Here is a 24,488-nt window from a genome sequence, read left to right on the forward strand (position 1 = left end):
GCCGCGGCCGCAAGCGACTCCGCCACGGGCGGCGGGGCCAAGGAGTCCGTCGAGGTCGTCGACGTCGCCCAGCTCCTCCTGCGCGCGCTCGTCAGGGAATCCGAGCCGACGTCGGGGGCCGCAGGGTCGGCGTGACGGACAAGGACGGGCAAGGAGGCAGTCACGCCCCGCCTTCGGTCAAGTTCAGTCCAATTCAGATCGTTTTCAGTCAGCTGTTGCGAGTTTCAAGACGCCATGTGCACCGGTCTGTCGGGCAGGGGGTGGCCACCCCTAGCCTCTGCCCTATGCCCGTTGACATGGCGGCTCCCTCCCGCCCCGGACGGCCGGAACAGCAGTTACTCAAACAGCGGTTCACGGCCCGCACGCTGCCTCAACTGAGGGTCGGCGTCGAGGTGTGCGCCGCCTCGGCCGGGCTCACCGAACCCCGCCGGGGCGACTTCGTCCTCGCCGTGGACGAAGTGCTGACCAACGCCGTCGAGCACGCGGGCGGCCACGGCACGCTGCTCCTGCGGCGCGTCGGGCACGAGCTGGAGGCCCAGGTCAGCGACGCGGGCCCCGGCTTCACCGCCGACGTCATCCCCGAACTGCTCCCCGGCCTCGACGGCTGTGCCGACGGCCGCGGACTCTGGCTGGCCCGCCTCACCACGGACCGGCTCAGCATCACCGCGGCCGACCCGGACGCCGTGGGCGCCGGCACCGTCGTCACCCTGGCCGTCGCACTGCCCGGCACCGGGACGACGCCCCGCCCGTGAACCGTCCCCTCCCCTTAGGGCGTGCACCTACGGGATGTACCGAACCCGCCACAAGCAGCGCCGATACCCGGCCCTCGCGCCCCGCCCGCCCACCGGACGCGGTACGTTCGAGGGCGTGGCTGGATTCAGGATGGGACGCGGCCGGGACGCGCGCAACGCACAGCAGGGGCAGCAACCGCCTCCCCACGGGCACCCCCCGCAGGCGCCCCACGGACGGGGCAGGGCGGGGCACGGGCAGCAACCGGTGACGTGGGGACAGCCCGCCCAGCCGGGCGCGGACCAGGGCGGACCGTACGGTTCCGGCCCGCAGCACCCCACAGCACCCGGCCACGGCCCGCAGGGGCGGGGTGGCGGGCCGGCCTACGGCGAGCCCGAGTACCTCAGTGCCCCGGGCCCTGCGGACCCGTACGCCAACAACCCCGGGCACACCCGGCAGTTCAGCATCCACGACGAACCGGACGGCGCGTCGGGACCGGACTACGGCGGCGGCTCCACGTACGCCGCAGGCCGCACCGGCCCCCCGTCCGGCCCCCGCCCGCACTGGAAGCAGCTGCTGTCCGGCATCGTCCTGCGGCCCAACGCGACCTTCTGGCAGACGCGCGACCACGCCGTGTGGGGCCCGGCGATCGCGGTCACCTTCCTCTACGGCCTGCTCGCCGTCTTCGGACTCGACGACGCACGGGAAGAGGTGCTGGCGGCTCCGCTCGGGAACGCGATCCCCCTCGTGCTCATCACGGGCCTCGCCGTCGTCCTCTCCGGACTCGTGCTCGGCTCGGTGACGCACACGCTGGCCCGACAGTTCGGGGGCGACGGCACCTGGGCCCCGACGGTCGGCATGGCCATGCTGATCGCCTCGCTCACCGACGCGCCCCGGCTGCTGTTCGCCCTCTTCCTCGGCGGCGACGCGACGTTCGTCCAGGTCGTCGGGTGGCTCACCTGGGCCGCCGCGGCCGCGCTGTTCACCTCCATGGTCAGCCGCTCGCACGACCTGCCGTGGCCGAAGGCGCTGGGCGCGTCCGCGATCCAGCTCCTGGCCCTGCTCTTCCTGATGAAACTCGGCACGTTCTAGCTCAGACACCGATCGAGCCCGCTACCCCGGCCCGTCGGCGGGGAGCAGGGAGAGGTGCGCCTCGACGGCTTCGGCCGTGACCGCCGTACGGGCGCCGAGGGCCGCGAGCAGCCGGCGGGCGCCCTGGTTGTCCGGCGTCGTGGCGGCGACGACGCCGGACCGGCCCGCGGCGCGAGCCTCCTCCACCAGCAGCCGGAACGCGGCCCCGCCCACGCCCGTCCGCCGGACCGAGCGGCCGAGCCACAGCCCGGCCTCCGCCTCCCCGTCGCCGGACGGCACGGGACAGAGCCGCGCGGCACCGACCACACGCCGCCCGCCCGAAGCCTCACCGTCCGGCCCGGTCAGGAGCACCGCGTACGTCGCCTCCACCGGGTCCGCCGCGAGGCCCTGCGCACGTCCCCGGTGGAAGCGCAGGAACGCCTCGCGCCGCGCGTCGGTCCAGCCCGGCGGGCCGGGCACGGGCGGCATGACCTCCTCCGGGTCGGCGTCGGCCACCGCCGCCTCCAGCAGGGCGGACAGGAGCGCCGCGTCGAGCGGCCGCAGCTGGACGTCTCCTCGCATGCCCGTAGCCTGCCCCACCGGCACGGCCCGCCGCACCGGGTTTCAGGCCCCGCGCAGCGCCTCCGCGAGCCGGACGGCCGCCGTGCCGATGCCGCGCGGCGTCGGGGGCGTGAAGGGCCGGTGCAGGTCCTCCTCCCGGTAGCGCCGGCAGTCGCGGTGCCACACGTGGATGCCGGAGAGCCAGTTCTCCAGGTCCCGCACGTAGGCGTCCAGCCCCGCACGCTGTTCCGTGCCGAGGTCGAAGTCGTCGCAGACCACGGGGAGCTGCGTGCGCACGATGTGCTGGAACTGGCTCATCCTGCCGCGCATCAGGTCGTCGATGATGCGCAGCCCCGCCGCGTAGTCGCAGTCGAAGAAGTTCTGCACGACGAGGATGCCGTTGTGCACCTCGCCCTCGACCTCGATCTCCTTCTGGTAGGAGAAGACGTCGTTGAGCAGCATCGCGTAGTCCGCCGCCGAGTTCTCCAGCGACCGGACGACGCCGCTGCGGTACACCTCGTCCGGCACGCTCAGCCCCCGGCGCAGCCGGCACAGGCTCATCGTCATGTCGGAGCCGAACGTGAAGCGGCGCATCTCCAGGTAGTCGACGGGGTCGGGCACGCGGTTCTGCGCCTGGTTGGCCAGCTCCCACAGCCAGCTGTCCGTCATGTCCTCGACCGACGTGCGGAACCGCCGCCGCGCCGTCGGCGTCATCGGCCCGGCCGTGCGGGCCCACAGGTCGGCCAGCCCCCGCTCCAGCGCGTTCACCGGCTCCTGCGCGGCGGCGGAGGCGGGGTCGTCCAGTGGCATGAACAGCCGCAACCGGTCGGTTGCGGCCTTCGCCCCGACGAGGTCGCGCGGCGCGCCGAAGACGACCGGGTAGTAGTCGTCTCCGTAGGTGCCCCAGGCCAGCCAGGCCGAGGAGAGGTCGAGCTCCTCGGGCGAGGAGTCGGGCCCGATGCCCGCCGCGCACAGCGGCAGGTCGATGTCGCGAATCCGCTGGTGGTCCCAGACGCCGGAGGTCGGGTAGCCGGGCTGCGGCTCCAGGATGCCCATCCGGTCCGCCCACTCCACGACGTGCTCGCGGGCCCGGTCGAGGTGGGGGCTGAGCCGGGCCGGGAACGGGATGTCGAACTCCGGCAGCCGCGACGGCCCCACCCGCTGGAACGGCGTGTGCGTGAACGTCCGCGCCCGCGCCCGCTCCGCCCGCCGCGTCGTCAGCCGGACGTCCGCGGCCGAGGTGCCGAGCCCCCTCGGGCCGAGGAAGAGCTGGCCGCTCCCGGACCCGTCCCCGGCGCCGTTCATGTAGCGGCTGGAGCGCATGTGCCACTCGTGCCCGCCCGACTGCCAGTCCTGCAGCCCCTTCACGTACGCCGCCACGTCCGCGCACTGCCCGGGCGTCAGGCCGTGCTCGGCGCAGAGCGCGGGCAGTTCGGTGAGCGCGGTGTTCTCGAACTGCTGGACGCGGGACGTCAACAGGTCGTTGACGGCCTCCGCGGCCTCCTGCGTCGAGCAGTTCAGGAAGTGCTCCAGGACGAGCACGCCGTTGCTGAGCTCCCCCTCCTCCTGCGTCTCCCGCTCGTAGGAGAACAGGTCGTTGCGCAGGTGGACGCCGTCGGAGAACGCGTCCCGCAGCACCCGCAGGGGGCGCGACGCGGCGACGACCTCCGGCACCTCGGCGCGCGCCGCGTACTCCACGAGCCCCGCCGACCACGGCGCGCCGCCGACCTTGCGGCGCATCTCGATGTACTCCACCGGGTTCGGCACCCGGCCGATGTTGATGTTGGACAGCTCCCACAGCGACTCGTTGAGCAGGTTCTCCGTGCTCTCCGCGAACCGGGCCCGCCACTGAAGGGACATCGAGGGCACCGTCCGCTCCCACAGGTCGGCCAGGCCCGCCTCCACCGGGTTCGTCGGCTCCGGCATGCCGACGGACCGGTCCATCGGCATGAACGCCGGCAGCCGGTCGAGGTACGCCTTCCCGCCCGCCCGGTCCTGGGAGCGCTTGAAGCACTCCAGGAAGTGGTCGTCGAAGAAGAAGACCCACACGTACCAGTCGGTGACGAGCGACAGCGCGGGGCCGTCGGCGTCGGGGTGCGTGTAGGCGCAGAGCAGGGCGTAGTCGTGGGCGTCGAGGTCGCTCTGCTCCCAGATGCCCGACCCCTCCAGCATCCCCATCCGGCGGGCCCACTCCGAGGCGTGCGCACGCGCCTCCTCCACGTGGGGATTCAGCCGCGCGGGGTACGGCGTGTAGAAATCGGGCAGGACGAACGGCTGTGACACGGAACCCTCTCCCGGCGGTCAACGCAACCCGGACGGCCCAGCCCTACCCCGCTCCTCCCCCGCAATCCGCCGACTCACTCAAACCACCGGTACGAGTGAATTCCGTTCGTGGGCAACGGAGTTGACCTCAGGCGTCGAGCACCTGGCCGGTCCGGCGCACCACCGGCGGTTCCGTCGACCACGGGAAGTTGATCCACGCGTCGGTCCGCTTCCACACGTACTCGCAGCGCACCAGCGACTGCGGCTTCTCGTAGATCACCGCGCTGCGGACCTCCGCGACGTGCCCCGCGCAGAAGTCGTGGATCAGCTTCAGCGTCTTGCCCGTGTCCGCGACGTCGTCCGCGATCAGCACACGCTTGTCGGAGAAGTCGACGACGTTCGGCACCGGCGCCAGCATCACCGGCATCGGCAGCGTCGTCCCCACGCCGGTGTAGAACTCGACGTTCACCAAGTGCAGGTTCTTGCAGTCCAGCGCGTAGGCGAGCGCCCCCGCGACGAACACCCCGCCGCGCGCCACCGACAGCACGACGTCCGGCTCGAACCCGTCGTCGGCGACGCTCTGCGCCAACTCCCGGACCGCGCCCCCGAACCGCTCGTACGTCAGCTCCTCGCGCTCGTCGCTCATACCTGCGTCCGGTCGAAGTTCAGGTAGGAGCGCGACGGCGTGGGGCCGCGCTGGTTCTGGTACCGCGAGCCGTACCGGGCCGCGCCGTACGGGTGCTCCGCCGGCGACGACAGGCGGAACATGCACAGCTGGCCGATCTTCATCCCCGGCCACAGCTTGATCGGCAGGGTGGCGACGTTGCTCAGCTCCAGCGTCACGTGCCCGGAGAAACCCGGGTCGATGAACCCGGCCGTCGAGTGCGTCAGCAGCCCCAGACGTCCGAGCGAGCTCTTCCCCTCCAGCCGCGACGCGATGTCGTCCGGCAGCGTCACGATCTCGAAGGTGGACGCCAGCACGAACTCGCCCGGGTGCAGGATGAACGGCTCGTCCCCCTCCGGCTCCACCAGCCGCGTCAGGTCCGGCTGCTCGACCGCCGGGTCGATGTGGGGATAGCGGTGGTTCTCGAACACCCGGAAGTAGCGGTCCAGCCGGACGTCGATACTCGACGGCTGCACGAGCGCCGCGTCGTACGGCTCGATCCGCACCCGGCCCGTGTCGATCTCGGCCCGGATGTCCTTGTCTGAGAGAAGCACCCCCCGAGGGTACGCGCACGGGCGGGACCAGGCGCAATCACCCCCGGCCCCGCCCGCGCGCCCGGCTCAGTGCCGATGACCGCCCTTCACCGGGACGGCCTGCCGCAGCCGCGCACAGCGCGGACACCGCAGCAGCCGACCCGGCCCGATCCGCTCGCTGCCGAGCTGCTGCATCGGGAACGTGCTGGTGCTGAACACATGGCCTTCGGCACAGCGCACGACGGTGGACTCCATCGTTCCCTCTCCCCAAGTACGTGGACGACGCGAGGACGAAGGCCACCATAGGGGACGAAACGGGCCACGCGACGACCGCCGCACCCGACCCCACCGTACGCCCCAACTCCCCCTCCCCGAACCTCACCCGCACCCCCGGCCACCACGGCCCCGAGCACGACGAAGGACCCCGCGGCCTGTGCGCCGGGGGTCCGGGATGAGGTACAGTGTCCCGCGATGAGCAAGCCGCCCAGGACGGTCCCGACGGACCTTCCCACCGGCGGCCTCGCTTCTCGCGGGCGTAGTTTAATGGTAGAACATGAGCTTCCCAAGCTTATAGCGCGGGTTCGATTCCCGTCGCCCGCTCCACGACAAACCCCCAGGTCACAGGCCCGGGGGTTGTTTGTTGTCTGGACCTCCTCACCGCCCGCGTGCCCGCTCCGACTTCCAGATTCACGGCCGCACCGCGCTGTGGAGTCCAGTGCGTCCGCTGATTCACCGACATCGACGGCAAGCACCAGCCCAACCTCACCGAAGTCGCACCGAGTCGCCCGGGGCTGAGTGATCCATAGGGGCAAGGGACATGAACCGCTCGAGGACCGGGTCGTATTCGCGGCTGTGAGGTGGACCAATCCAGCGCGTCGCTGTCATCGGTGCTGCCGACGGAAGTGCGGTTGCCAGGCGCTGTCGGCGACAGGGGCGGGCCGTCACCCGGTCAGCAGTGGCCGCGTGGCCGTGCAGCCATCCTGTCCCTAGCTTCGAAGGCATGGACACTCGATCCGCCCCCGGACCGCGAGACTCCGACGCGACGACGGACGACGTTGCCCACATGCTGGTCCGCTGCCTGGAGGCGGAGGGGGTGGAGTACGTCTTCGGCATCCCTGGTGAGGAGAACATCCACTTCGTCGATGCTCTGAACGGTTCCGGGATCCGGTATGTACTGGTCCGACACGAGCAGGGCGCCTCGTTCATGGCCGAGATCTACGGCCGGCTGACGGGCCGGGCCGGGGTGTGCTCGGCCACCCTGGGGCCCGGCGCGATCAACCTGCTGCTGGGCACGGCGGACGCCATGACCAACAGCACGCCGCTGGTGGCCCTGGCCGCACAGGGCGGGCTGAACCGTGTCCACAAGGAGTCCCATCAGGTCATCGACCTGGTGGCGATGTTCGCCCCGGTCACCCAGTGGGCGGCGCAGGTGCTGATCCCCGAGGCAGTGCCCGAGATGGTGCGGAAGGCGTTCAAGACGGCCGTGAGCGAACGCCCGGGCGCCGTCTTCCTCGCCGTCCCCGAGGACATCGAGGCGGAGCGGTGCGGCCTACCCCTCCAGCCGCTCCCCCGCGACGTGGTCCACGCCGACACGCCCTCGCCGTCCCAGATCGCCCGCGCCGCGGAGGTCCTGGCCACGGCGCGACGGCCCGTGGTCCTCGCCGGGCACGGCGCCGCCAGAGGGCGGGCGTCCGAGGCACTGGTGCGTTTCGCCGAGCGTCTGAACGTGCCGGTGGCGACCACGTTCCACGGCAAGGGCGTCTTTCCCGACGACCACCCCAACGCCCTCGGGGCGGTCGGATTCATGCGCCACGACTACTCCAACTTCGGCTTCGACACCGCGGACGTCGTGATCTGCGCGGGTTACGAGGTGCAGGAGTTCGACCCGGTGAAGATCAATCCCGAGGGCGACAAGCGCATTCTGCACCTCCATCGGTTCCCGGCCGAGGTGGATGCGCACTACGCCGTCACGGTCGGCGTCGAGGGCGACATCGGGCCGACACTGGACGCCCTCGCGGACGCCGCCCCGCGCGCGTTCGACGACGAAGGACGCACCGGTGCCCGCATCCGGACGCTGCTCGCCGAGGAGCTGGAACGAGGACGCGGCAGCGAGGCGTTCCCGATGCTCCCCCAGCGCGTGGTCGCCGATGTGCGCGCCGCGCTGGGGCGCGAGGACATCGTGCTCGCCGACACGGGCGCCGGGAAGATGTGGATGGCCCGCCTCTACCCGGCGTACGAGCCCAACACCTGTCTGCTCTCCAACGGGCTGTCGACCATGGGGTTCGCCCTGCCCGGGGCGATCGCCGCGAAGCTGGCCCGCCCGGAGCGGCGCGTGCTCGCGGTGATGGGTGACGGTGCGTTCCTGATGAACGCCCAGGAACTGGAGACCGCGGTGCGCGAAGGCATCCCGACGACGGTCCTGGTACTGGTGGATCAGGAGTACGGGTTGATCACATGGAAGATGGAGCTGGAGCTGGGCCGTCACAGCCACACGCGCTTCACCAACCCGGACTTCGTGACCTTCGCCGAGAGCTTCGGTGCCCGCGGCCACCTGATCACCGCGCCCGGCGAGCTGTTGCCGACCCTGGAGCGCGCGCTCGACGACGCGGCCGTCTCCGTGATCGCCTGTCCCGTGGACTATGCGGAGAACCTGCGGCTGACCGACCGGCTCGGAGCCCTCCACGGCCCCTTCTGATCCAGGCCGGGCGAGCTCGTCGCCATGACCTCGCAGCTCCGAGGCGTACTCCTCTCGCGCCATCCGTGCGCACCTGCGCAAACGTGGAATCGCGCGGTCATTCCTGGGCCTTACGCGTGCTCGGCGGACGAACCCACCACCCCGACACCCACCCGCCACGCCACACCCCTACGTCGTGAGCAGTTGCCTCCGCCGTGGACGCCGACACGGTCGGCCGACGTGTGCTCCCCGCCCACGGCAGGGGCGTCCTGGTCGTGGCCGCGAGCTATGGCAGCCATCTGACCATCGGCAACGTCAACCATCGCGCCCTACTCCCGCACGTCGTCGGCTTCGCCCACCCGTCTCCTTGAAGCCGTGTGCCTTCCCGTGGTCGTTCAGTGGTCGCTGTAGTGGAACCGAGCCTTGATGATCTTCACTGCTTTGTCGTCGAACCGGTAGACGATGCGGTTTGTGTCATCGATCCGCCGGGACCAGTAGCCCGAGAGGTTGCCCTTGAGGGGTTCCGGCTTACCAATGCCTTCGGCGGGGGTGCGCTGGAGGTCCTCGATGATGCGTACGATCCGGCGCAAGGTCTTGCGGTCCTGACCCATCCAGTACGCAAGGTCGTCCCAGCCTTCCGGGCTCCACGTGATGTCCCTCACGCAGCACCCTCGGCCATGTTCCACAGCTCGTCCATGGTGGTGGTGACCGTGGGTTCCTGGCCTGCCTTGTCGCGGGCCACGGCAGCAAGCAGGCGGGCGGCGTTGGCGGGCGTGGACAGCAGGTACATGGTTTCCTGCCAGGCCTCGTAGTCGTCCTCGGACATGAGCACGGCGTTGCCCTGCTTGGAGCTGATACGGACGGGGGCGTGGTCCTCGTTGACCTGCTTGATGAGCGGGTAGAGGTTGGTGCGCGCTTCGCTGGCGCTGATCGTCATCGAGGTCTCTCCTTCTCCCGATCCTTGCCGGTACTAGATACAGTACCAGTGTCGTACGAAATAACGTACCGGTGGGTGGCGGGTTGGCGGCTCCCGCCGTCAAGCCGAGTTCCCCCGCGCTGAGCCACATCAGCCCGGTGCGCTTCCGCTGCCACCGCCGAGGCCCCGACGCAGCGCTGGCCATCGGTGGTGAATGCATCATGACTGCATCGACGTGAGAAAGCAGTCATGACTTCACTCACCATCCGCGAAGTGCCTGACGATGTTGCTGCCCGGCTGAAGGTCCGCGCCGCTGAAGCCGGTCAGCCCCTCCAGGCGTACCTGCTCGGCCTCGTCACGCGGGAGGCCACCCGGCCCACCCTTACCGAGATCGCGCAGCGTGCCGAGCGGTACGCCACCGACGAGGTCGACAACGGCGAGGTCCTCGGCCTTGTGGACGAGGGGCGAGCCGCGCGGTGATCGTTATCGACTCCTCAGCCGTCGCCATGTTCGGCACCGACGGCTGAGCCATCGGTCGGCAGCTCCGTGTCCACATCGCCCGGGACGAGGTGCTGCACGCTCCTCGGGTTCTGGACACCGAGGTCGTGGGACGGCGTCCCGAAGCTCGGGAAGGCGGTTCTGGACGAGCACATCAAGACGTACACCGCCCTGCGTGTGGAGCGGCACGAGGCGATGTCCCTGCTGCCGCGCGTCCGCGTGCTGCACGCGAACCTCAGTGCGTACGACGCCACTTATGTCGCCCTCGCGGAGACGCTCGGGGTTCCCTTCGTCACCACGGACGCCAGGATCAAGCGTGGTGTGCAGCGGCCGCGCTGCGTGATCGACGTGGTCGGTGGCGTGTAGTCGGCTGTTCAGGCGTGCCCGGGCGACGGCGTGTGAGGCGGGCAGTCGCGGGCCGGCAGGGCCGTGAGGGTGGCGAGGGCGGTGCGGGTCGGCGACGGGCCGGTGGTGGCGGTGGTGGCGGTGCGGTGGGGGTCGGTCCACTCCAGGAGGGGGAGGTCGTCGCGGCCCGCTTTCAGTCGGGCCTCCCGGCGGACCCAGAGGCGAAGGAGTGCGGGGCCGGGGTCGGGGTGGGCGGTGGCGGCGCGGAGGTCGGCGGCGGGGAGGACGCGGGCGAGCATGCGCAGGGGGGCGGGGCGGCGGGTCGAGGGTTCGACGTCGATGCCGACGGGGCCGGGGCCGACGGCCGCCGCGACCAGGCCGTCGGCGTGGCTGAGGCTGACGCCGAGGTCCGGGTGGTCGGGCAGGTACGGGCGGCCGTGGCCGTCGCGTCCGCAGGTGGGGCAGTGCTGGGACGGACTCAGCTCGTGTGCGGGCCGGGCGGTGACGTGGGCGGCGCACAGGCGCAGCAGGAGGCGTGCCGCGGTGACGTCGTCGCGGCGGTGGGGCAGTCGGATGCGGGCGAGGCGGGCCTGCTCACCGGGGGTGAGCAGGCCCGCCTCGCCCGCGGGGTGGGCCAGGACCTCGGCCGTGGTCGCGACGACGGCCACCGTGCCGGAGCCGCCGGGGCCGCCTGCGAGGGCCGGCGACGGGGTGGCGGTCATGGCCGGGCCGCCTACGCCTTCGCCGCCTCGGAGGGCTTCAGGAAGCGCTCGCGGATGCGGTCCAGGGTGCGGAAGTCGTCGATGGTGATCGTCTGGAGGTCGATCGTCCGGCCGGAGAGGGACTCCAGCAGGTCGATGAACTCCAGGAAGTCCATCGAGTCGATGAGTCGGGCCTCGATGAGGTCCTCGTCGGGGGCGATGGGGCCGTCGAGGCCGGGATTGCGCTCGTGCAGCCACGCGGTGATGCGTTCCATGGTGCCGTGCCGTTCCTTGTCGGTGACGGGCCTGCGAGGGCGGGTCCTGGGGGTCTTCGGAGGCGTCGGGGCGGGCGGGGTGGTCAGGGCAGGGCGTCCCGCAGCCGGTGCAGGGCCTGTTCGGGGGTGCCGTGGGCGAGGGTCATGGCGTGGACCCAGCGCTCGACGCCGAAGGCGACGCAGGCGCTGTGGGCGGGGCCCGTCGGGCCCGCGCTGATGTCCAGGCGTTCGCCGAAGAAGTTGCGGTGCCGGTTGACGGAGGCGATGGCGGTGCCGTCCGGGGCGCTGAACTCGTGCTTGACGGGGTCGAGGGCCATCAGCCGGGCGCGGGAGCCGCCGCGGTCGTAGAAGGGGTCGTCGGCGGGGGCGCGGGTGAGGGCCAGGCCCAGGCGGTCGGCGAGGTCGGCGATGAACTCCGCGCCCTGTTCCAGGTGTTGGGCCGCGCCCTCCCGGGTGCCGAGGTACAGGACCTCGCGCATGTGGAAGCCCCACAGGCGGCGCAGCCCGTCGTAGTGGGTCTCGTTGCGGAAGCACCGTCCGGACGCCGAGAGCCGCGTCCCGTCCGCGCCGACGTCGGCGCCTTCCAGGGAGAGCAGCAGTCCGTAGCAGGTGGCGGACGGCAGCAGGTGTCCGCTGGGGCGCAGCGGCAGGTCCGTCGGGGGCTCGCCCGCGGCCAGGCCGTCGAGGGCTTCGGGGTGGAAGCGGCCGGCGGAGACGCCGAGGTGGGGGAAGTTGCGGAAGTAGTCGAGCCGGGTGAGGCCCTCGGCGGGGAGCAGCGGGGGGCCGAGCACTTCGGGGGCGGCGAGCCGGGTGGCCAGACCGGTGAGCAGGTCGTCGAGGCCGCGCAGGAGGGCGGTGTGGACCGGGTCCAGGGTGACCAGGCCCGCGCCGGGGCTCCGCAGGCCGGGGACGGGCGCGTCCGTGGTGCTGGGGGTGCTCATGGAACCGCTCCCGAGGGCGTCGGCCGGGTGGGCAGGAGGAGGCGTACCGCGACGTTTCGGAGACTAGTCAGCCGTCCGACCTCTTGTCTAGACCAAATGGACCAGACCAATTTGGGCACCGGGCACGGCCCGGACGGAAGGGGCGTACGGGTTCATCCGGCCGCCACCGAACGGCACTTGACAGGGGCTATGGTCTGGACCAATTGTGCTGAGGGCATCCGCTTGGAGGGTTCCGCATGACGACATCCGCCCCGCCCCGCCGCTCCCGACGTCCGTTCCTCCACCGAGCCGCCTCGGACACCCCGTACTTCAGCGCGGACGGCGAGAGCTACCTCGCGCAGACCACGCTGCGGGAGCTGCGCAAGACCCGGCCGCTGCGGGTGCTGTCCGAGCAGGACTTCGCCCACTGGCAGACCTACGGGTACGTCATCGTGCGGGAGGCGATACCGGCCGCGGCGGCGCGCCGTCTGCTGGACTTCACCTGGGACTTCTCCGGCCTCGACCCCGACCGGCCGGACACCTGGCACGAGGACCGGCCGTTCCGCTCCGAGCTGGACCGCCAGCTGCACATCTACGGCTTCGTCGAGGCCTACCACCACCAGCTCCTGTGGGACAGCCGCCAGACGCAGCGGGTGTACGACGCCTTCGTGGACGTCTGGGACTGCGAGGAGCTGTGGGTCACCCTCGACCGGCTGAACCTCAACCCGCCCAACACCGGCAACCGGGACCGCGCCCTCATCGAACCCACGGAGCAGGGGTTCGACATCGAACTGCACTGGGACATCGACACCACGCTCGGCGTCCCGCCGCAGCGCGTGCAGGGCATCATCGCCCTCAACGACACCCGGCCGGAGACGGGCGGCTTCCAGTGCTGCCCGGACCTGTTCCGGAGGTTCGAGGAGTGGAAGGTGGGCCGGCCCGCCGACCGCGACCCGCTGCGGCCCGCCGTGGACCGGGAGGAGTTCCCCGTCTTCCGGCCCGAGCTGCACCCTGGCGACCTGCTGATCTGGAACGGCCTGCTGGCCCACGGCGTGGCCCGCAACGCCTCCCGGGACGGGGTGCGCGCCGTCCAGTACCTCGCGATGATGCCCGCGCTGGAGGAGCACCGGACGCTGCGCACGTCCCGCGTCGAGTCCTGGCGGCACCTGCGGACGCCCCGCTGGAACCGGACGCTGGTCGGCGACCCGGTCCGGCCCGAGGCGCAGCGGTACGAGACCGCGACGCTCGACGCGCTCGGCTCGAAGCTGCTGGGGCTGACCTCCTGGCACGACGCGGACGGCGACGCGGCGACGGCCGCGCGGCCCACCGGCGTCCCGGCGACGAGCGGAGACGCCGCGTGCGCCGGATCTGCCTGACGCTCCCCACCAACCGTCCCTGCGCCGGGGCCCTCACGGCGGTGGGCGCCGAAGCGGCGTACGCGGCACGGCACTTCGACGTCGAGGTGTGCCTGCTCGTGCTGGACTCCGCCGACGCCGCGGCCCGCGCCGAGCACCGCGCGGCCGTCCTGGCGCTGCCTCCGGCGCCCGGCGTCACCGTGCACCACCTCGACGAGGCGGAGCAGCGCGCGTTCCTGCGCGAGGTGATCGCCCGCTCCGGAGTCGCCGAACCGGAGCGCGTGCTCGCCCTGATGCTGCCGTCGGAGGTGTCCTACGGCGCCTGCACCAACCGCGCGTTCCTCCTCGCGGCGGCGCTCGGCTGCACGTCCGTGCACCGCCGCGACTCCGACAGCGGCTACCGGACGCGGGACGGCGAGCCGGTCTTCCCCGTCCACGCGGAGCTGGAGTTCCTCGGCCGACGGGCCGCCGACGTCGCCGGGCGGGCCTCCCGCACCCGGCTCGACCCCGCGTGCGCGGACCGGCGGGTGGCGTTGGTCGGCGGCTCCTTCACGGGCGAGATGTCGGTGGACCTGGCCCAGATGCGCGGGCTCGATCCGGCGGCGTACGAGGAGGTCGTCGGGCTGTCGATCCCCGCCGACTGCCCGCCGCCGTGGCGGGCCAACGCGATCGGGGAGGCGTTCCGGGGCGCCGGGGACGGGCCGTTCACCGGCGACCGGACGACGCTCACCCGGGTGAGCCCGACGCGGGTGGACATGTGCAACATCGCGTTCGACCGCGCGGTGTACGGACGCGTCCCGCTGCCGCCCGCCACCGACACCATCGGCAGCGACTACTTCCTGATCCAGCTCGTCCACGACGCGCGGCTGCCCGGAGTGGAGCACGACCGCCACATCGTCAACCACATCACCGGCGAGCGCCGCACCGACGCCGGATTCCTGGCCTACCAGCGGCGGTTCGTGAAGTTCCTGCTGTCCAAAGGCGGTGACCACGCCGTGCAGGCCGCGACGGCGAAGGCGGGCGACGCGCTGCTCGACGACGCGGGCGGGCTGCGCCCGTCCGCCGTGGCCGCGCTCGTCCGGGACGCGGCCGGGGCGGGCCGGGACGAGAACACCGAGCGGCTGGCCGTCGTGGACCGCGCCTACCGCAGGCTCGGGGGCCGCTACGCGACGGTGGCGGAGATGCTGGCCGGGCAGGGCGAGCGGCTGCTGGCGGAGGCCGAGCGGGACCTGGCGGACTTCGCCGCGCTGATCGACGCCTGGGGGCCCCTCGTGCGGGCCGCCGAGGACACCCCGGCGGGTGGCGTCGGCGCCCCGGCGAGCAGCGCCCGCACCGTCGCGGTCCGCTACGCGGGCGGGGTGGCGCGGCGCGGCCCGCTCACCCTGGGGCAGGCCAACATGATCCGCTGCATGCTGCGGGACGACCCGGCGTACATCAACATCCACGCCGTGTGGCCCGTGCCCGAGGGCGTGGCGACGCGGGCGGTGATCGACGCCTTCCGGACGCTGGTCGTGCGGCACGAGGCGCTGCGCACCACCTTTCCGCACGGGCCGGACGCCGCCCCGCGCGAGCAGGTCGTCGCGGCGGAGGGACGGTTCGCCGTCACCGTCGTCGACCACGCGGAGCCACCCCCCGACGCGGAGCGGTACGCCGACGCCGAGCGGTACGCGGAGGCGGTGGCCGACCGCGACCGCGTCCGACGCTTCGGTCTGGCCGAGGAGTTCCCCTTGCGGATCTCCGTGCTCACCCGGCGCGGCACGCCGACCTTCGTGGCGCTCGCCGCCAGCCACGCCGCCACCGACGCGGGGGCCCTCGCCGTCCTGCACGAGGAGTGGCGCACCCTGCTCACCGGAACGGAGCTGCCCCCGCTGGAGGCCGTCACGCCACTGGAGTTGGCCGCCGAGGAGGCGAGCCCGGCCGGGGTGCGGAAGTCCGACGCCTCGTTGGGGTACTGGGAGCGGATTCTGCGCACGGGCCCGCAGGCGATGTTCGCGGAGCCGCACGCCGTCCCGCCGGAGGGACGCCAGCCGCAGCTCACGCTCCGCTCCCGGCGGGGCGCGCGGGCGCTCGCGCGCGCGGCGACGCGCACCGGCAACGCGCCGTCCACCGTGCTGTTGACGGCCTGGTGCGCGCTGCTCGCCCACCGCGCCGGGCAGTCGGCCTGCGTCATCGCCCTCCCGACGTCGAACCGCTTCACGCGTCGGCTCACCCGGGCCGTCACGACGGTGTCGCAGGACGCGCTGCTGCACCTCGACGTCCGGGTGCCGTCCTTCGACGCGCTGCTGCGCACCGCGTTCGGCGGGGTGCTCGACGCCTACCGGCACAGCCGGTTCGACGCGCTGCGGCTGTGGGAGATGGTCGAGCGGGTCACCGACGAGCGCGGCAGCCACTTCGCGCGGGACGCCGTGTTCAACGACGTCAGCGCGCTGGCCCCGGCCGCGCGGGACGCCGCCCCACCGCCGGAGCCGGGCACGGGGCCGGAATCGGGGCCGGAGCCGGGGCCGGAGCTCGAACTGTGCTGGGGGCCGGGTCAGGAGCTGCCCACCCGGGCCCTGGCGTTCGCCTACGCGACGACGCCCCTGCTCCACCTGAGCCTGTGGGCGGACCCCGCGCTGTTCCCGCGCGCGGAGGCGGAGGGCTTCCTCACCGGGGTGGTCCGGCTGCTGGAGGCGGTCGCCGCGGAGGACGTGCCGCTGAGCGCGCTCGGCGCGGTGACGGGCGTCCGGTCGGCCGAACGCGGCCCGCGGTGGCGGCGCGTGGACGGGTGCTGGGTCTCGCCGCCCGCCGTGGCGGACGCCCTGGGCCGGGCGCTGGACGGCCGGCCCGTCCACGTCACCGTCGACGAGGCCCCGGACGGGGGCGCGGGGCCTCGTCTGACGGCGTACGTCGCCGCCGGTGGCGACCCGCTCACGCCCGAGCGGGCGCACGCCGGGCTGCGGGACGTCCTCCCGGGGCGGCCGGGGCTGCTGGCCCCGCACCGGTACGTGATCGTTCAAGGCCCCCCGCCGGACGGCGGCCCGGGGAGCGCGTGGACCGGGCGACCCGTCCTCGCGGAAGGCGACGGCAGGAAGAAGCGGCAGGTGCGGCATGACGGTCGATGAGGTGCGCGTCCCCGGGCAGCCGGAGGAGAAGCCGGCGGCGCTGCCGAGCCCGTGGCGGTCGGGCCGCTTCCGGCTGTTCTTCACCGCCCGCAGCGCCTCGCTGCTGGCGGACGGCATGCTCATGGTCTCGCTCACCACCGCCGTGCTGGGGGCGGGCTACGGGGCCGGGGGCGTGGGCTACGCGCTGGCCGCGTGGATGGCGCCGATCGCGCTGCTCGTCCTGTTCGGGGGCGTGCTGGCCGACCGGTTCACGCCGCAGGTGATGATGGTGGGCGCCGACGTGGCGCGGATGGTGGCCATGCTCACCCTCGCCGCGCTGCTGCTCGGTGGGGACGTGCCGCTGTGGCAGATCATGGCGCTGATGGCGCTCAGCGGCGCCGCGACCGCCATGTTCCAGCCGGGACTGGCGAGCATGGTGCCCCGCGTGGCCGAGGACATCCAGCGGGCGAACGCGCTGCTGCGGGTCTCCGAGGCGATGAGCGCGCTGATCGGGCCGGGGCTCGCCGGGCTCCTGGTGGCCTACTGGAACGTCGCCGGGTCCTTCGCGGTGATCGCGGGGGCGTACGCGCTGAGCGGGCTGGTCCTCGCGCCGCTGCGCAGGCTCAGCGTCACCCGGGACGAGAGCGACGACCCGATGTGGCGCCGACTCGTCACCGGCTGGCACGAGTTCCGGTCGCGCTCCTGGCTGTGGGGCGTCATCGTCATCTGGGCCGTCTACGGCCTGTTCGTCTTCGGTCCGGCGATCCCGCTGGGCGCGGCGCTGATCTCGGAGCAGCACGGGGCGAGCGGGTACGGCTGGATCGCCTCGGCCGACGGCGCGGGCACGATCATCGGCGGCCTGATCGGCATGCGGGTGCGGCCCCGGCGTCCGCTGGTCGCGGGGGCCTGCGCCATGCTCTTCTTCGCCCTGAACCCGCTGGCGCCCGCGCTGGGTTGGTCGTTCACCGCCACGGCGCTGACCAGCGTGGCGGCCGGGTGCGGCTTCGCCTTCTGGGGGGTGATGTGGGCGACGAGCGTCCAGTCCCACATCCCGCTGGCCGTCCTCAGCCGGGTCTACGCCTACGACGTGGCCGGGTCGATCATGGTGATCCCGCTGGGCCGGGCGCTGTCCGGCCCGGGCGCCGAGGTCTTCGACGCCGACCGGGTGCTGCTGTTCTCCTCGGTCATGGCCGTGGTCTGCATCCCCGTCATGCTCTGCGTGCCCGCCATCCGCCGCCTGGGCCGCACGCCGAAGCCCGTCGACGGGACGGCGGGCACGGCCGCGACGGCCGCGACGGCGCCCTCCGGCTGACGCGGCCGGGCTGACGCGGCCGGGCTGACGGGCGCGGCGCGGGCGGGTGCGGCGCGGGCGGTCAGGGGGTGACGAGGGGGAAGTCCTGGTCGCCGGGGTCGAGGACGGCGGCGAGCCGGTCGAGGACCGTCGTGTCGCCGTCGACCCGGATGCCCGCGTCGGTGAGCGCCTGCGGCGTCAGGTCGCCGAGGGCGAGGGCGGGCAGGTGGCGGGTGGTGGTGGTCAGGGTGGCGTCGGCGGTGTCGCGCTGCGGGGCCGCCGTGTGGCTCAGCACGCCGTTGGCCAGGCGCACCCGGAGGGTCTCGCCGGTGTCGGTGAGGGCGATGTCGAAGGTGAGCTGTTCGTCCCAGGCTTCGGGGCCGTTGATCTGGACGGCGAGTGCGTCGAGCAGGAGCCGGGGGCCGAGGTTGGCGATGATGTCGGCGGAGGCGGTGACGGTGGGGGTGCCGAACCGGCCCCGGCGCAGTTCGGTCGCGCCGGAGAGGAAGAAGTTGCGCCAGGTGCCGTTCTCCGATCCGTAGCCGAGCTGTTCGTAGGTGTCGGCCAGCAGGTCGCGCGCCGGGGCGTGGTCGGGGCGGGCGAAGACGACGTGGCTGAGGACTTCGGCGGTCCAGCGCAGGTCGCCCGCCGCGAAGGAGGTCCGGGCCTTGGCGACCACGGCGTCGGCGCCGCCCATGAACTCCACGTAGCGCTTGCCCGCCTCGGTGGGCGTGTGCTGCCACAGGTGCGCCGGGTTACCGTCGAACCAGCCCATGTAACGCTGGTAGATCGCCTTGAGGTTGTGGCTGACCGAACCGTAGTAGCCGCGCGTGGACCACGCGTTCTCCAGCGCCGGCGGCAGTCGGAGGTGCTCGGCGATCTCGGTGCCGGTCCAGCCCTTGTTGATCAGCCGCAGGGTCTGGTCGTGGAGGTAGCCGTACAGGTCGCGCTGGACGCTCAGGAAGTTCCGGACCCGGTCCCGGCCCCAGGTGGGCCAGTGGTGCGAGGCGAACGCGACGTCCGTGGTGTCGGCGAACAGGTCGATGCACTCCGTGAGGTAGCGCGACCAGTTGTGCGGGTCCCGGACGACGGCGCCGCGCAGCGTCAGGAGGTTGTGCAGCGTGTGCGTGGCGTCCTCGGCCGTGCACAGCGCTCGCAGGTCGGGGAAGTGGATGAGCATCTCCGAGGGGGCTTCGGTGTCCGGGGCCATCTGGAAGACCATCCGGACGCCGTCGACGGTCTCCTCCTGACCGGTCGTCGTGATCTCCACGGTCGGCGCGATGAGGCTCACGGTGCCCGTCGCCGTGGTCTGGCCGAGACCCGCGCCGACCTGTCCCCGGGGGCCGGGGGCCAGGGCCGCGCCGTACATGTAGGCCGCGCGGCGGGCCATGGCCGTGCCCGCGTACACGTTCTCCGCGACCGCGTGCGCGGTGAAGCCCTCCGGCGCGAGCACCGGGACGCGGCCCGCGTCGACGTCCCGCTGCGTGGTGACGCCCTTGACCCCGCCGAAGTGATCGGCGTGGGAGTGCGTGTAGACGACGCCCGTGACCGGGCGTTCCCCCCGGTGCTCGCGGTAGAGCGTGAGTGCCGCCCCGGCGGTCTCCGTCGACAGGAGGGGGTCGATCACGACGACGCCGGTCGTCCCCTCGACGAACGTCACGTTCGACAGGTCCAGGCCCCGCACCTGGTAGATGCCCTCGACCACTTCGAAGAGGCCGTGCCGCGCGACGAGCTGGGACTGCCGCCACAGGCTCGGGTTGACGGTGTCGGGGGCCTCGTCCTCCAGGAACGCGTAGGCGTCGTTGTCCCACACCACGCGCCCGTCCGCGTCGGTGACGGCGTTGGGCTCGCGGCGCGCGATCAGCCCCCGCGCCGCGTCCTCGAAGTCCTGCCGGTCCGCGAACGGCAGGCGCTCCCGGACCTCGGCCTGCCGCCGGGCGACGAACGGCTGGGCGGGCTGGGAAGGCTGGGCGGGCTGGGCGGGTGGAGCCATCACGACACCTCTGTCCTTGGTCCGCTTCCGTCGGGGACCCGCGCCAGGCGGGCGGTGAGCACGAGGTTGGCGCGGTAGGAGCGCCGTTCGGCGTCCCAGCCCGCGCAGGTGATGAGGGTCAGGCGCGGCTGCGTGCTCGGCCCGTAGACCTCGCCGGAGGGGAAGGCGTCCCGGTCGTACACGGTGGCCGTGGTGACGGTGAACTCCGCTCCGGGGCCGTGGGCCCGTTCCACGACGACGCGGTCCCCCGGGCGGACGGCGCTCAGGCCGTGGAAGGCGGCCGGTCCGGACGCGGAGTCGACGTGCCCGACGAGGACCGCGTTGCCGCGCTGGCCCGGCGTGGGGCCGTGGGTGAACCAGCCCGCGTGGTCGGGGTCGTCCGGCAGGGCGACGGAGCCGTCGTCGTCGAGGCCGACCGGCGTGGTGACGACGTCCAGGCCGAGAGCGGGCACCCGCACGCGGCGCGGTCGGGCCGGGGGCAGGGGGCGCGCGGTGCCCTCCGGCGACGCCGCCCGGGGTGCGGTCGGTGGCCGCTCCGGCGGGGGCACCGCGCCCGTGGTGGGCAGACCGAGGGCGATGAGGACGCCGCCCGCCGCCGCGCAGGCGGTGGCCGCCGCGGTGCGCGCACCGCGGCGGCCACCGGCCCTGGACACGGCCCGGTTCCCGTTCAGGCCGCGCGACCGGGGCGGCGGCGCAGGAGGAACACGCCTCCCGCAGCCGCGAGCAGCCCGGCGCCGCCGGCCACGGCGAGCGTGTTGCCGTCGGTGCCCTGGCTGCCGCCCAGGCCGCCCTTGACGGGGCCCTTGGCGGCCTGCGTCAGGGGCCCGCACAGCGCGGGGTTGGTGGCCTCGGCGGGGAGCTTCGGGTCGAGGTCGGAGGGGCCGAGCACGTCGTCGTACTTCCCGTTGCCGTTGACGTCCGTGCCGTGGACGACGACGACGGCCGTGCCCGCCCGCAGGCTCTCGGCGGCCTCCGCGCTGACGGTGATGGTGCGGTGGTAGGTGACGTCGGGGCCGACGGGGAAGCGGTCCACGGCCAGGCCGGAGGCGGGGCTCGTGTCGCCCTTCGTGGTCAGGGACGTGCCGATGCCGCCGTAGAAGGGGGCGCCGTCGGTGGTGAAGACGGACTTCATGCCGTTCACCGTGCGGGCGGCGGAGGCCGGCGGGCACTGGCCCTTGGCCGCGATGTGGAAGTGCTGGGCGTGCGGGGCTCCGGCCAGCAGGCCGTGCGCGGTCACGCTGACGGTCGCCCGGTGGCCCGTGAGGGTGACCGTGGCGGTGCCCGAGCCCTTGACCTTGCTGAAGGGCACCGGGTCCAGGTGCGCCTGGAGGCGCAGGGTGTCCCGGGTGCCGGAGTCCGCCGAGGCGGCCGGGGCCAGGGCGCCGCCGGACGCCACGAGGGCGAGGGTGGCCAGGGCGACGGCAGGGGTGCGGTTCATCATGTCTCTTTCCGCCGAGGGAGGTTCGGCGCGCGACGGCGAGGGGCTGTGAGAGCGCGTCGCGTCGGGGTCTGCACGCCGTGAAGGTCTGCTCGCTCAGCGTGGGGGCTTCGGCGGGACGCCGCCACCGCGAGCCACCGCTCCGGCCGACCGGCCGGCGCCCCGGCACACCCGGGCGGTGCGGGCGCAACGCCGCTTCCGTGGCGGGCCGTTGGGTGGTCCGTGACCGGTGGACGTGCCTCCCGGAGCCGGGTCGCCCGCCGCTCGTCCGAGCGGGTGAGACGACCGGCCCCGAGGGCCGGCCGGACCGGCGTCCGGGTGGGCGACGGGGCACGGGCTCAGGTCGCGGTCCAGGGGAGGGGCGGGCGGCGCTTGTCGGAGCCGGAGCCCGGGCCCGGGCGGCTGTTCCACATCAGGAGCAGGTCGCGCACGTGGAAGCGGGCCCTCGGATACCACCGCAGGCCGTCGACGGTGTTCGGCAGGGTGTCGGGGCGGTCGTCCTTGATCTGCGTGACGCTGCGGCCGTCCACGCCGATGAGTTTCGCGAAGCCGACGAGCGTCACCTCGCGGTCGAGCAGTTCCTCGGGCAGTTCGACGGGGCGGGGGCGGCGCGGACGGAAGGGTTCCAGCTCGGCCGGGTCGTACAGGGCGCTGCCACCGCCGCCGCCCCGGTCGGTGACCCCGCGACGCCGCCGCTTGGGGGCGGGGAAGTCCGGGTAGGCGCGCGGCATCACGTGGACGACGTAGCCGTGGGTGTACCCCACCTCCGCGGCCCACTCCCTCAACGTCACCCAGTCCTCGTCCGGTTCGACCACGGCGCTTCCCCTCTCGGCCCGGTTGGACGACATGATGAGGCGCCCGCCGGGAGCCTGTCACGCGCCGTCGGGCGCCGGTGGGCGGGTCAGTGGCCGGCGAGTTCGCCGGCGAGCTTGTCGTGCATCGCGGCGCTGGGCTGGTTGAGGCCGATGATGGTGACCTTCTTGCCGCGTGCCGCGTACTTGGTCTCGATGGCGTCGAGGGCGGCGACGGAGGACGCGTCCCAGATGTGGGCGTCGGAGAGGTCGATGACGACGTCGTCCGGGTCGCCCGCGTAGTCGAACTGGTAGACGAGGTCGTTGGAGCTGGCGAAGAACAGCTCGCCGGTTACGGCGTAGACGGCCTGCCTGCCGTCCGGGTCGACGACACCGGAGACCTCGGCCAGATGGGCGACGCGGCGGGCGAAGGCGATCATCGCGGTGAGGACGCCGACGATCACGCCGATCGCGAGGTTGTGCGTGGCGACTACGACGGCGACGGTGACGGCCATCACGACGGTCTCGCTGACCGGCAGCTTCTTCAGCGTCCCGGGCCGGATCGAGTGCCAGTCGAAGGTGGCCACGGAGACCAGGACCATCACGGCGACCAGGGCGGCCATGGGGATGTCGGAGACGATCGGGCCGGTCACGACGACGAGGACGAGCAGGAGGCTGCCGGCGAGGAACGTGGACAGGCGGGTGCGGGCGCCGGACGCCTTCACGTTGATCATCGTCTGGCCGATCATGGCGCAGCCGCCCATGCCGCCGAAGAAGCCGGTGACGATGTTGGCGATGCCCTGGCCGATGGACTCGCGGGTCTTGTTGGAGTGGGTGTCGGTGATGTCGTCGACCAGCTTGGCGGTCATCAGCGACTCCATGAGCCCGACGAGCGCGAAGGCGAAGGCGTAGGGGGCGATGACGCCCAGGGCCTCCAGCGTCAGCGGCATGTCCGGCAGGCCCGGCACCGGCAGGGAGGACGGCAGCTCGCCCTTGTCGCCGACGGTCGGGACGGCGATCCCGGCGCCGACGGTGATGAGCGTGAGGATGACGATGGAGACCAGCGGCGCGGGCACGGCCTTGGTGAGCCGGGGGAAGAACACCATGAGCGCCAGCCCGCCGACGACGAGCGGGTAGACGGCGAACGGGACGTTCTCCAGCTCGGGCACCTGGGCGAGGAAGATCAGGATGGCCAGGGCGTTGACGAAACCGACCATCACCGAGCGCGGCACGAACCGCATGAGCCGGGCGACGCCGACCGCGCCGAGCACGACCTGGAAGACGCCGCCCAGGATGACGGCGCCGACGAGGTAGCCGAGCCCGTACTCGTGGTTCAGGGGGGCGATGACGAGGGCGATCGCGCCCGTCGCCGCCGAGATCATCGCCTTGCGTCCGCCGACGATCGAGATGACGACGGCCATCGTGAAGGAGGCGAAGAGGCCCACCGCCGGGTCGACGCCCGCGATGATGGAGAAGGAGATCGCCTCGGGGATGAGCGCGAGGGCGACCACGAGGCCGGCCAGCACCTCGGTGCGGAACACCTTCGGGGAGGCCAGGAAGTCCGGGCGGGACAGGCGCGGCTTGGCAGCGGCGGGCAGCGTCGAGGACATGCGACCGTTTCTGTTTCGGGCGCGCGGAGACGGCCGCGCGCGCTGCGTGCGTCGACGGCGGGCCCCTCCGTGCGGGGCGTGCCGGTCGGCCTCGGAGGCCGGTCGGGCATCATGGCCCGGAAGTCCGTGGGCGCCGCGGGGCCCCGGGCGGGGCCGCTGCGCAGCGGCGGTGGCTGTGGCCTGGCCGCCACCGGTGCACGGCGGTTCGGACCACGTCACAACTCTACCCTGACGTAAGGGCAGAGAGCGCCTCGGAAGCTGTGAATCCCAGGTGAACAGGCGCCCACACCTGGTGATTCGCGTCACGTACGGGGTTTCGTTCGCCCGGTGCTCAGCACCGGCACAGAAGTCGAGGGAGAGCGGCAGACGATGGCGGAGCGGCAGATGCAGATCGGTGAGGTGGCCGAACGGACCGGCCTGTCACTGCGCACGATCCGCCACTACGAGGAGGTGGGACTGGTCACCCCCTCCGCCCGCAGCAAGGGCGGTTTCCGGCTGTACAACGAGGCGGACGTCGAGCGGCTGATGGTGGTGCGGCGGATGAAGCCGCTGGACTTCTCCCTGGAGGAGATGCGGGACCTGCTCGCCGCCACCGACGCCCTGCACGCCGACGACGCGCCGCGCGGCGAGGAGCTGGGACGCCTGCGGGAGCGGGTCGAGGCGTACCGCGAGGTGGCCGAGGCGCGGTGCGAGGCGCTGCGCGCGCAGCTGCTCGCGGCCGAGGACTTCGCGCGGACCCTGCGCCGTCAGCTCGACGAGGCCGACCGCCACACGGCGTGAG

The 24,488-nt window shown here is 73.0% G+C and carries 25 protein-coding genes, 1 tRNA gene and 1 pseudogene; 12 read left to right on the forward strand and 15 right to left on the reverse strand.

The genetic code is table 11. The features are described 5' to 3' along the window. Positions 1 to 284 precede the first annotated feature (284 nt). Together IF129_RS25470 and IF129_RS25475 are read left to right on the forward strand one after the other, a co-directional pair. Entirely contained in the window at positions 285 to 752 is a 468-nt protein-coding gene (locus tag IF129_RS25470) for an ATP-binding protein (protein WP_191212196.1), read from the forward strand. 115 nt (positions 753 to 867) lie between these two features. Next, on the forward strand, positions 868 to 1,821 hold the full coding sequence (locus tag IF129_RS25475) for a Yip1 family protein (protein WP_191212197.1): 954 nt from the start codon (positions 868 to 870) through the stop codon (positions 1,819 to 1,821). A gap of 21 nt (positions 1,822 to 1,842) precedes the next feature. Here IF129_RS25475 and IF129_RS25480 read toward each other — a convergent pair whose 3' ends face one another. From IF129_RS25480 to IF129_RS25500, 5 genes are all read right to left on the reverse strand, one after another. Further along, positions 1,843 to 2,382, reverse strand: a complete 540-nt coding sequence (locus tag IF129_RS25480) for a GNAT family N-acetyltransferase (protein ID WP_191212198.1) — start codon at positions 2,380 to 2,382, stop codon at positions 1,843 to 1,845. Positions 2,383 to 2,424: 42 nt separating this feature from the next. Next, positions 2,425 to 4,644: a terpene synthase family protein gene (locus IF129_RS25485; RefSeq protein ID WP_191212199.1), complete on the reverse strand. Its 2,220-nt coding sequence runs from the start codon at positions 4,642 to 4,644 to the stop codon at positions 2,425 to 2,427. 127 nt (positions 4,645 to 4,771) lie between these two features. Then, on the reverse strand, positions 4,772 to 5,269 hold the full coding sequence (locus IF129_RS25490) for a phosphoribosyltransferase (protein WP_191212200.1): 498 nt from the start codon (positions 5,267 to 5,269) through the stop codon (positions 4,772 to 4,774). Beyond that, positions 5,266 to 5,841: a dCTP deaminase gene (gene dcd / locus IF129_RS25495; protein WP_191212201.1), complete on the reverse strand. Its 576-nt coding sequence runs from the start codon at positions 5,839 to 5,841 to the stop codon at positions 5,266 to 5,268. Before dcd ends, IF129_RS25490 begins: the two co-directional genes overlap by 4 nt. Positions 5,842 to 5,907: 66 nt before the next feature. Next, positions 5,908 to 6,075, reverse strand: coding sequence for a hypothetical protein (locus IF129_RS25500; RefSeq protein ID WP_191212202.1), 168 nt, complete (start codon positions 6,073 to 6,075; stop codon positions 5,908 to 5,910). Positions 6,076 to 6,349: 274 nt separating this feature from the next. On the opposite strand from IF129_RS25500, the gene IF129_RS25505 reads away from it, so the two are divergent. The 3 genes from IF129_RS25505 (at position 6,350) to IF129_RS26840 (ending at position 8,865) form a co-directional block, all read left to right on the forward strand. Beyond that, positions 6,350 to 6,423 (forward strand) — tRNA-Gly (locus IF129_RS25505). Between the two features lie 397 nt (positions 6,424 to 6,820). Then, positions 6,821 to 8,515, forward strand: coding sequence for an acetolactate synthase large subunit (locus IF129_RS25510; RefSeq protein ID WP_224755588.1), 1,695 nt, complete (start codon positions 6,821 to 6,823; stop codon positions 8,513 to 8,515). Positions 8,516 to 8,709: 194 nt separating this feature from the next. Then, the gene (locus IF129_RS26840) at positions 8,710 to 8,865 is read left to right on the forward strand and encodes a hypothetical protein (protein WP_263576282.1); all 156 of its coding nucleotides are present in this window, start codon (positions 8,710 to 8,712) and stop codon (positions 8,863 to 8,865) included. 24 nt (positions 8,866 to 8,889) lie between these two features. Here the strand turns inward: IF129_RS26840 and IF129_RS25520 are convergent, their stop codons facing one another. Both IF129_RS25520 and IF129_RS25525 read right to left on the reverse strand, forming a co-directional pair. Beyond that, positions 8,890 to 9,156 carry a Txe/YoeB family addiction module toxin gene (locus IF129_RS25520; protein WP_191212204.1) on the reverse strand — a complete coding sequence of 89 codons (267 nt, stop codon included), beginning with the start codon at positions 9,154 to 9,156 and terminating at the stop codon, positions 8,890 to 8,892. Then, positions 9,153 to 9,431 carry a type II toxin-antitoxin system Phd/YefM family antitoxin gene (locus tag IF129_RS25525; RefSeq protein ID WP_191212205.1) on the reverse strand — a complete coding sequence of 93 codons (279 nt, stop codon included), beginning with the start codon at positions 9,429 to 9,431 and terminating at the stop codon, positions 9,153 to 9,155. The genes IF129_RS25520 and IF129_RS25525 overlap by 4 nt, the downstream gene beginning before the upstream one ends. A gap of 228 nt (positions 9,432 to 9,659) precedes the next feature. Here IF129_RS25525 and IF129_RS25530 point away from each other — a divergent pair, with 228 nt between their 5' ends. Both IF129_RS25530 and IF129_RS25535 read left to right on the forward strand, forming a co-directional pair. Continuing rightward, the gene (locus IF129_RS25530) at positions 9,660 to 9,890 is read left to right on the forward strand and encodes a FitA-like ribbon-helix-helix domain-containing protein (RefSeq protein WP_191212206.1); all 231 of its coding nucleotides are present in this window, start codon (positions 9,660 to 9,662) and stop codon (positions 9,888 to 9,890) included. 66 nt (positions 9,891 to 9,956) lie between these two features. Beyond that, positions 9,957 to 10,274, forward strand: coding sequence for a type II toxin-antitoxin system VapC family toxin (locus IF129_RS25535; RefSeq protein WP_191212207.1), 318 nt, complete (start codon positions 9,957 to 9,959; stop codon positions 10,272 to 10,274). A gap of 8 nt (positions 10,275 to 10,282) precedes the next feature. Here the strand turns inward: IF129_RS25535 and IF129_RS25540 are convergent, their stop codons facing one another. The 3 genes from IF129_RS25540 to IF129_RS25550 form a co-directional block, all read right to left on the reverse strand. Beyond that, positions 10,283 to 10,975, reverse strand: coding sequence for a 4'-phosphopantetheinyl transferase family protein (locus IF129_RS25540; RefSeq protein ID WP_191212208.1), 693 nt, complete (start codon positions 10,973 to 10,975; stop codon positions 10,283 to 10,285). A gap of 11 nt (positions 10,976 to 10,986) precedes the next feature. Then, the gene (locus IF129_RS25545; protein WP_191212209.1) at positions 10,987 to 11,229 is read right to left on the reverse strand and encodes an acyl carrier protein; all 243 of its coding nucleotides are present in this window, start codon (positions 11,227 to 11,229) and stop codon (positions 10,987 to 10,989) included. A gap of 83 nt (positions 11,230 to 11,312) precedes the next feature. Continuing rightward, positions 11,313 to 12,170: a class-II aminoacyl-tRNA synthetase family protein gene (locus IF129_RS25550; protein ID WP_191212210.1), complete on the reverse strand. Its 858-nt coding sequence runs from the start codon at positions 12,168 to 12,170 to the stop codon at positions 11,313 to 11,315. Positions 12,171 to 12,406: 236 nt separating this feature from the next. Between IF129_RS25550 and IF129_RS25555 the strand changes: the two genes are divergently transcribed. The 4 genes and pseudogenes from IF129_RS25555 (at position 12,407) to IF129_RS25565 (ending at position 17,896) form a co-directional block, all read left to right on the forward strand. Further along, entirely contained in the window at positions 12,407 to 13,525 is a 1,119-nt protein-coding gene (locus tag IF129_RS25555; protein ID WP_191212211.1) for a phytanoyl-CoA dioxygenase family protein, read from the forward strand. Further along, positions 13,507 to 14,793 (forward strand): annotated as a pseudogene (locus IF129_RS26615) (DUF6271 family protein); the annotation flags it as partial. The gene IF129_RS25555 and the pseudogene IF129_RS26615, both read left to right, overlap by 19 nt. Beyond that, a complete protein-coding gene (locus IF129_RS25560) occupies positions 14,776 to 16,605 on the forward strand; it encodes a condensation domain-containing protein (RefSeq protein ID WP_318153943.1) in 1,830 nt (609 codons plus the stop codon). The pseudogene IF129_RS26615 and the gene IF129_RS25560, both read left to right, overlap by 18 nt. After that, positions 16,592 to 17,896, forward strand: coding sequence for an MFS transporter (locus IF129_RS25565; RefSeq protein WP_191212212.1), 1,305 nt, complete (start codon positions 16,592 to 16,594; stop codon positions 17,894 to 17,896). The genes IF129_RS25560 and IF129_RS25565 overlap by 14 nt, the downstream gene beginning before the upstream one ends. 61 nt (positions 17,897 to 17,957) lie before the next feature. On the opposite strand, the gene IF129_RS25570 is transcribed toward IF129_RS25565, so the two are convergent. The 5 genes from IF129_RS25570 to IF129_RS25590 form a co-directional block, all read right to left on the reverse strand. Next, on the reverse strand, positions 17,958 to 19,868 hold the full coding sequence (locus IF129_RS25570; RefSeq protein WP_191212213.1) for an alkyl/aryl-sulfatase: 1,911 nt from the start codon (positions 19,866 to 19,868) through the stop codon (positions 17,958 to 17,960). Beyond that, on the reverse strand, positions 19,868 to 20,521 hold the full coding sequence (locus IF129_RS25575) for a sortase domain-containing protein (protein ID WP_191212214.1): 654 nt from the start codon (positions 20,519 to 20,521) through the stop codon (positions 19,868 to 19,870). Before IF129_RS25575 ends, IF129_RS25570 begins: the two co-directional genes overlap by 1 nt. Positions 20,522 to 20,535: 14 nt before the next feature. Next, positions 20,536 to 21,306: a hypothetical protein gene (locus tag IF129_RS25580; protein WP_191212215.1), complete on the reverse strand. Its 771-nt coding sequence runs from the start codon at positions 21,304 to 21,306 to the stop codon at positions 20,536 to 20,538. A gap of 338 nt (positions 21,307 to 21,644) precedes the next feature. Then, complete coding sequence (locus IF129_RS25585; RefSeq protein WP_224755589.1) at positions 21,645 to 22,121, reverse strand: hypothetical protein; 477 nt, start codon at positions 22,119 to 22,121, stop codon at positions 21,645 to 21,647. An 86-nt stretch (positions 22,122 to 22,207) separates the two neighbouring features. After that, entirely contained in the window at positions 22,208 to 23,707 is a 1,500-nt protein-coding gene (locus IF129_RS25590) for a SulP family inorganic anion transporter (RefSeq protein WP_191212217.1), read from the reverse strand. Positions 23,708 to 24,076: 369 nt separating this feature from the next. On the opposite strand from IF129_RS25590, the gene IF129_RS25595 reads away from it, so the two are divergent. After that, on the forward strand, positions 24,077 to 24,487 hold the full coding sequence (locus tag IF129_RS25595; RefSeq protein ID WP_191212218.1) for a MerR family transcriptional regulator: 411 nt from the start codon (positions 24,077 to 24,079) through the stop codon (positions 24,485 to 24,487). The last annotated feature ends 1 nt before the right edge of the window (position 24,488 follow it).

It is taken from the genome of Streptomyces chumphonensis (assembly GCF_014779715.1).
Classification (GTDB): domain Bacteria; phylum Actinomycetota; class Actinomycetes; order Streptomycetales; family Streptomycetaceae; genus Streptomyces; species Streptomyces chumphonensis.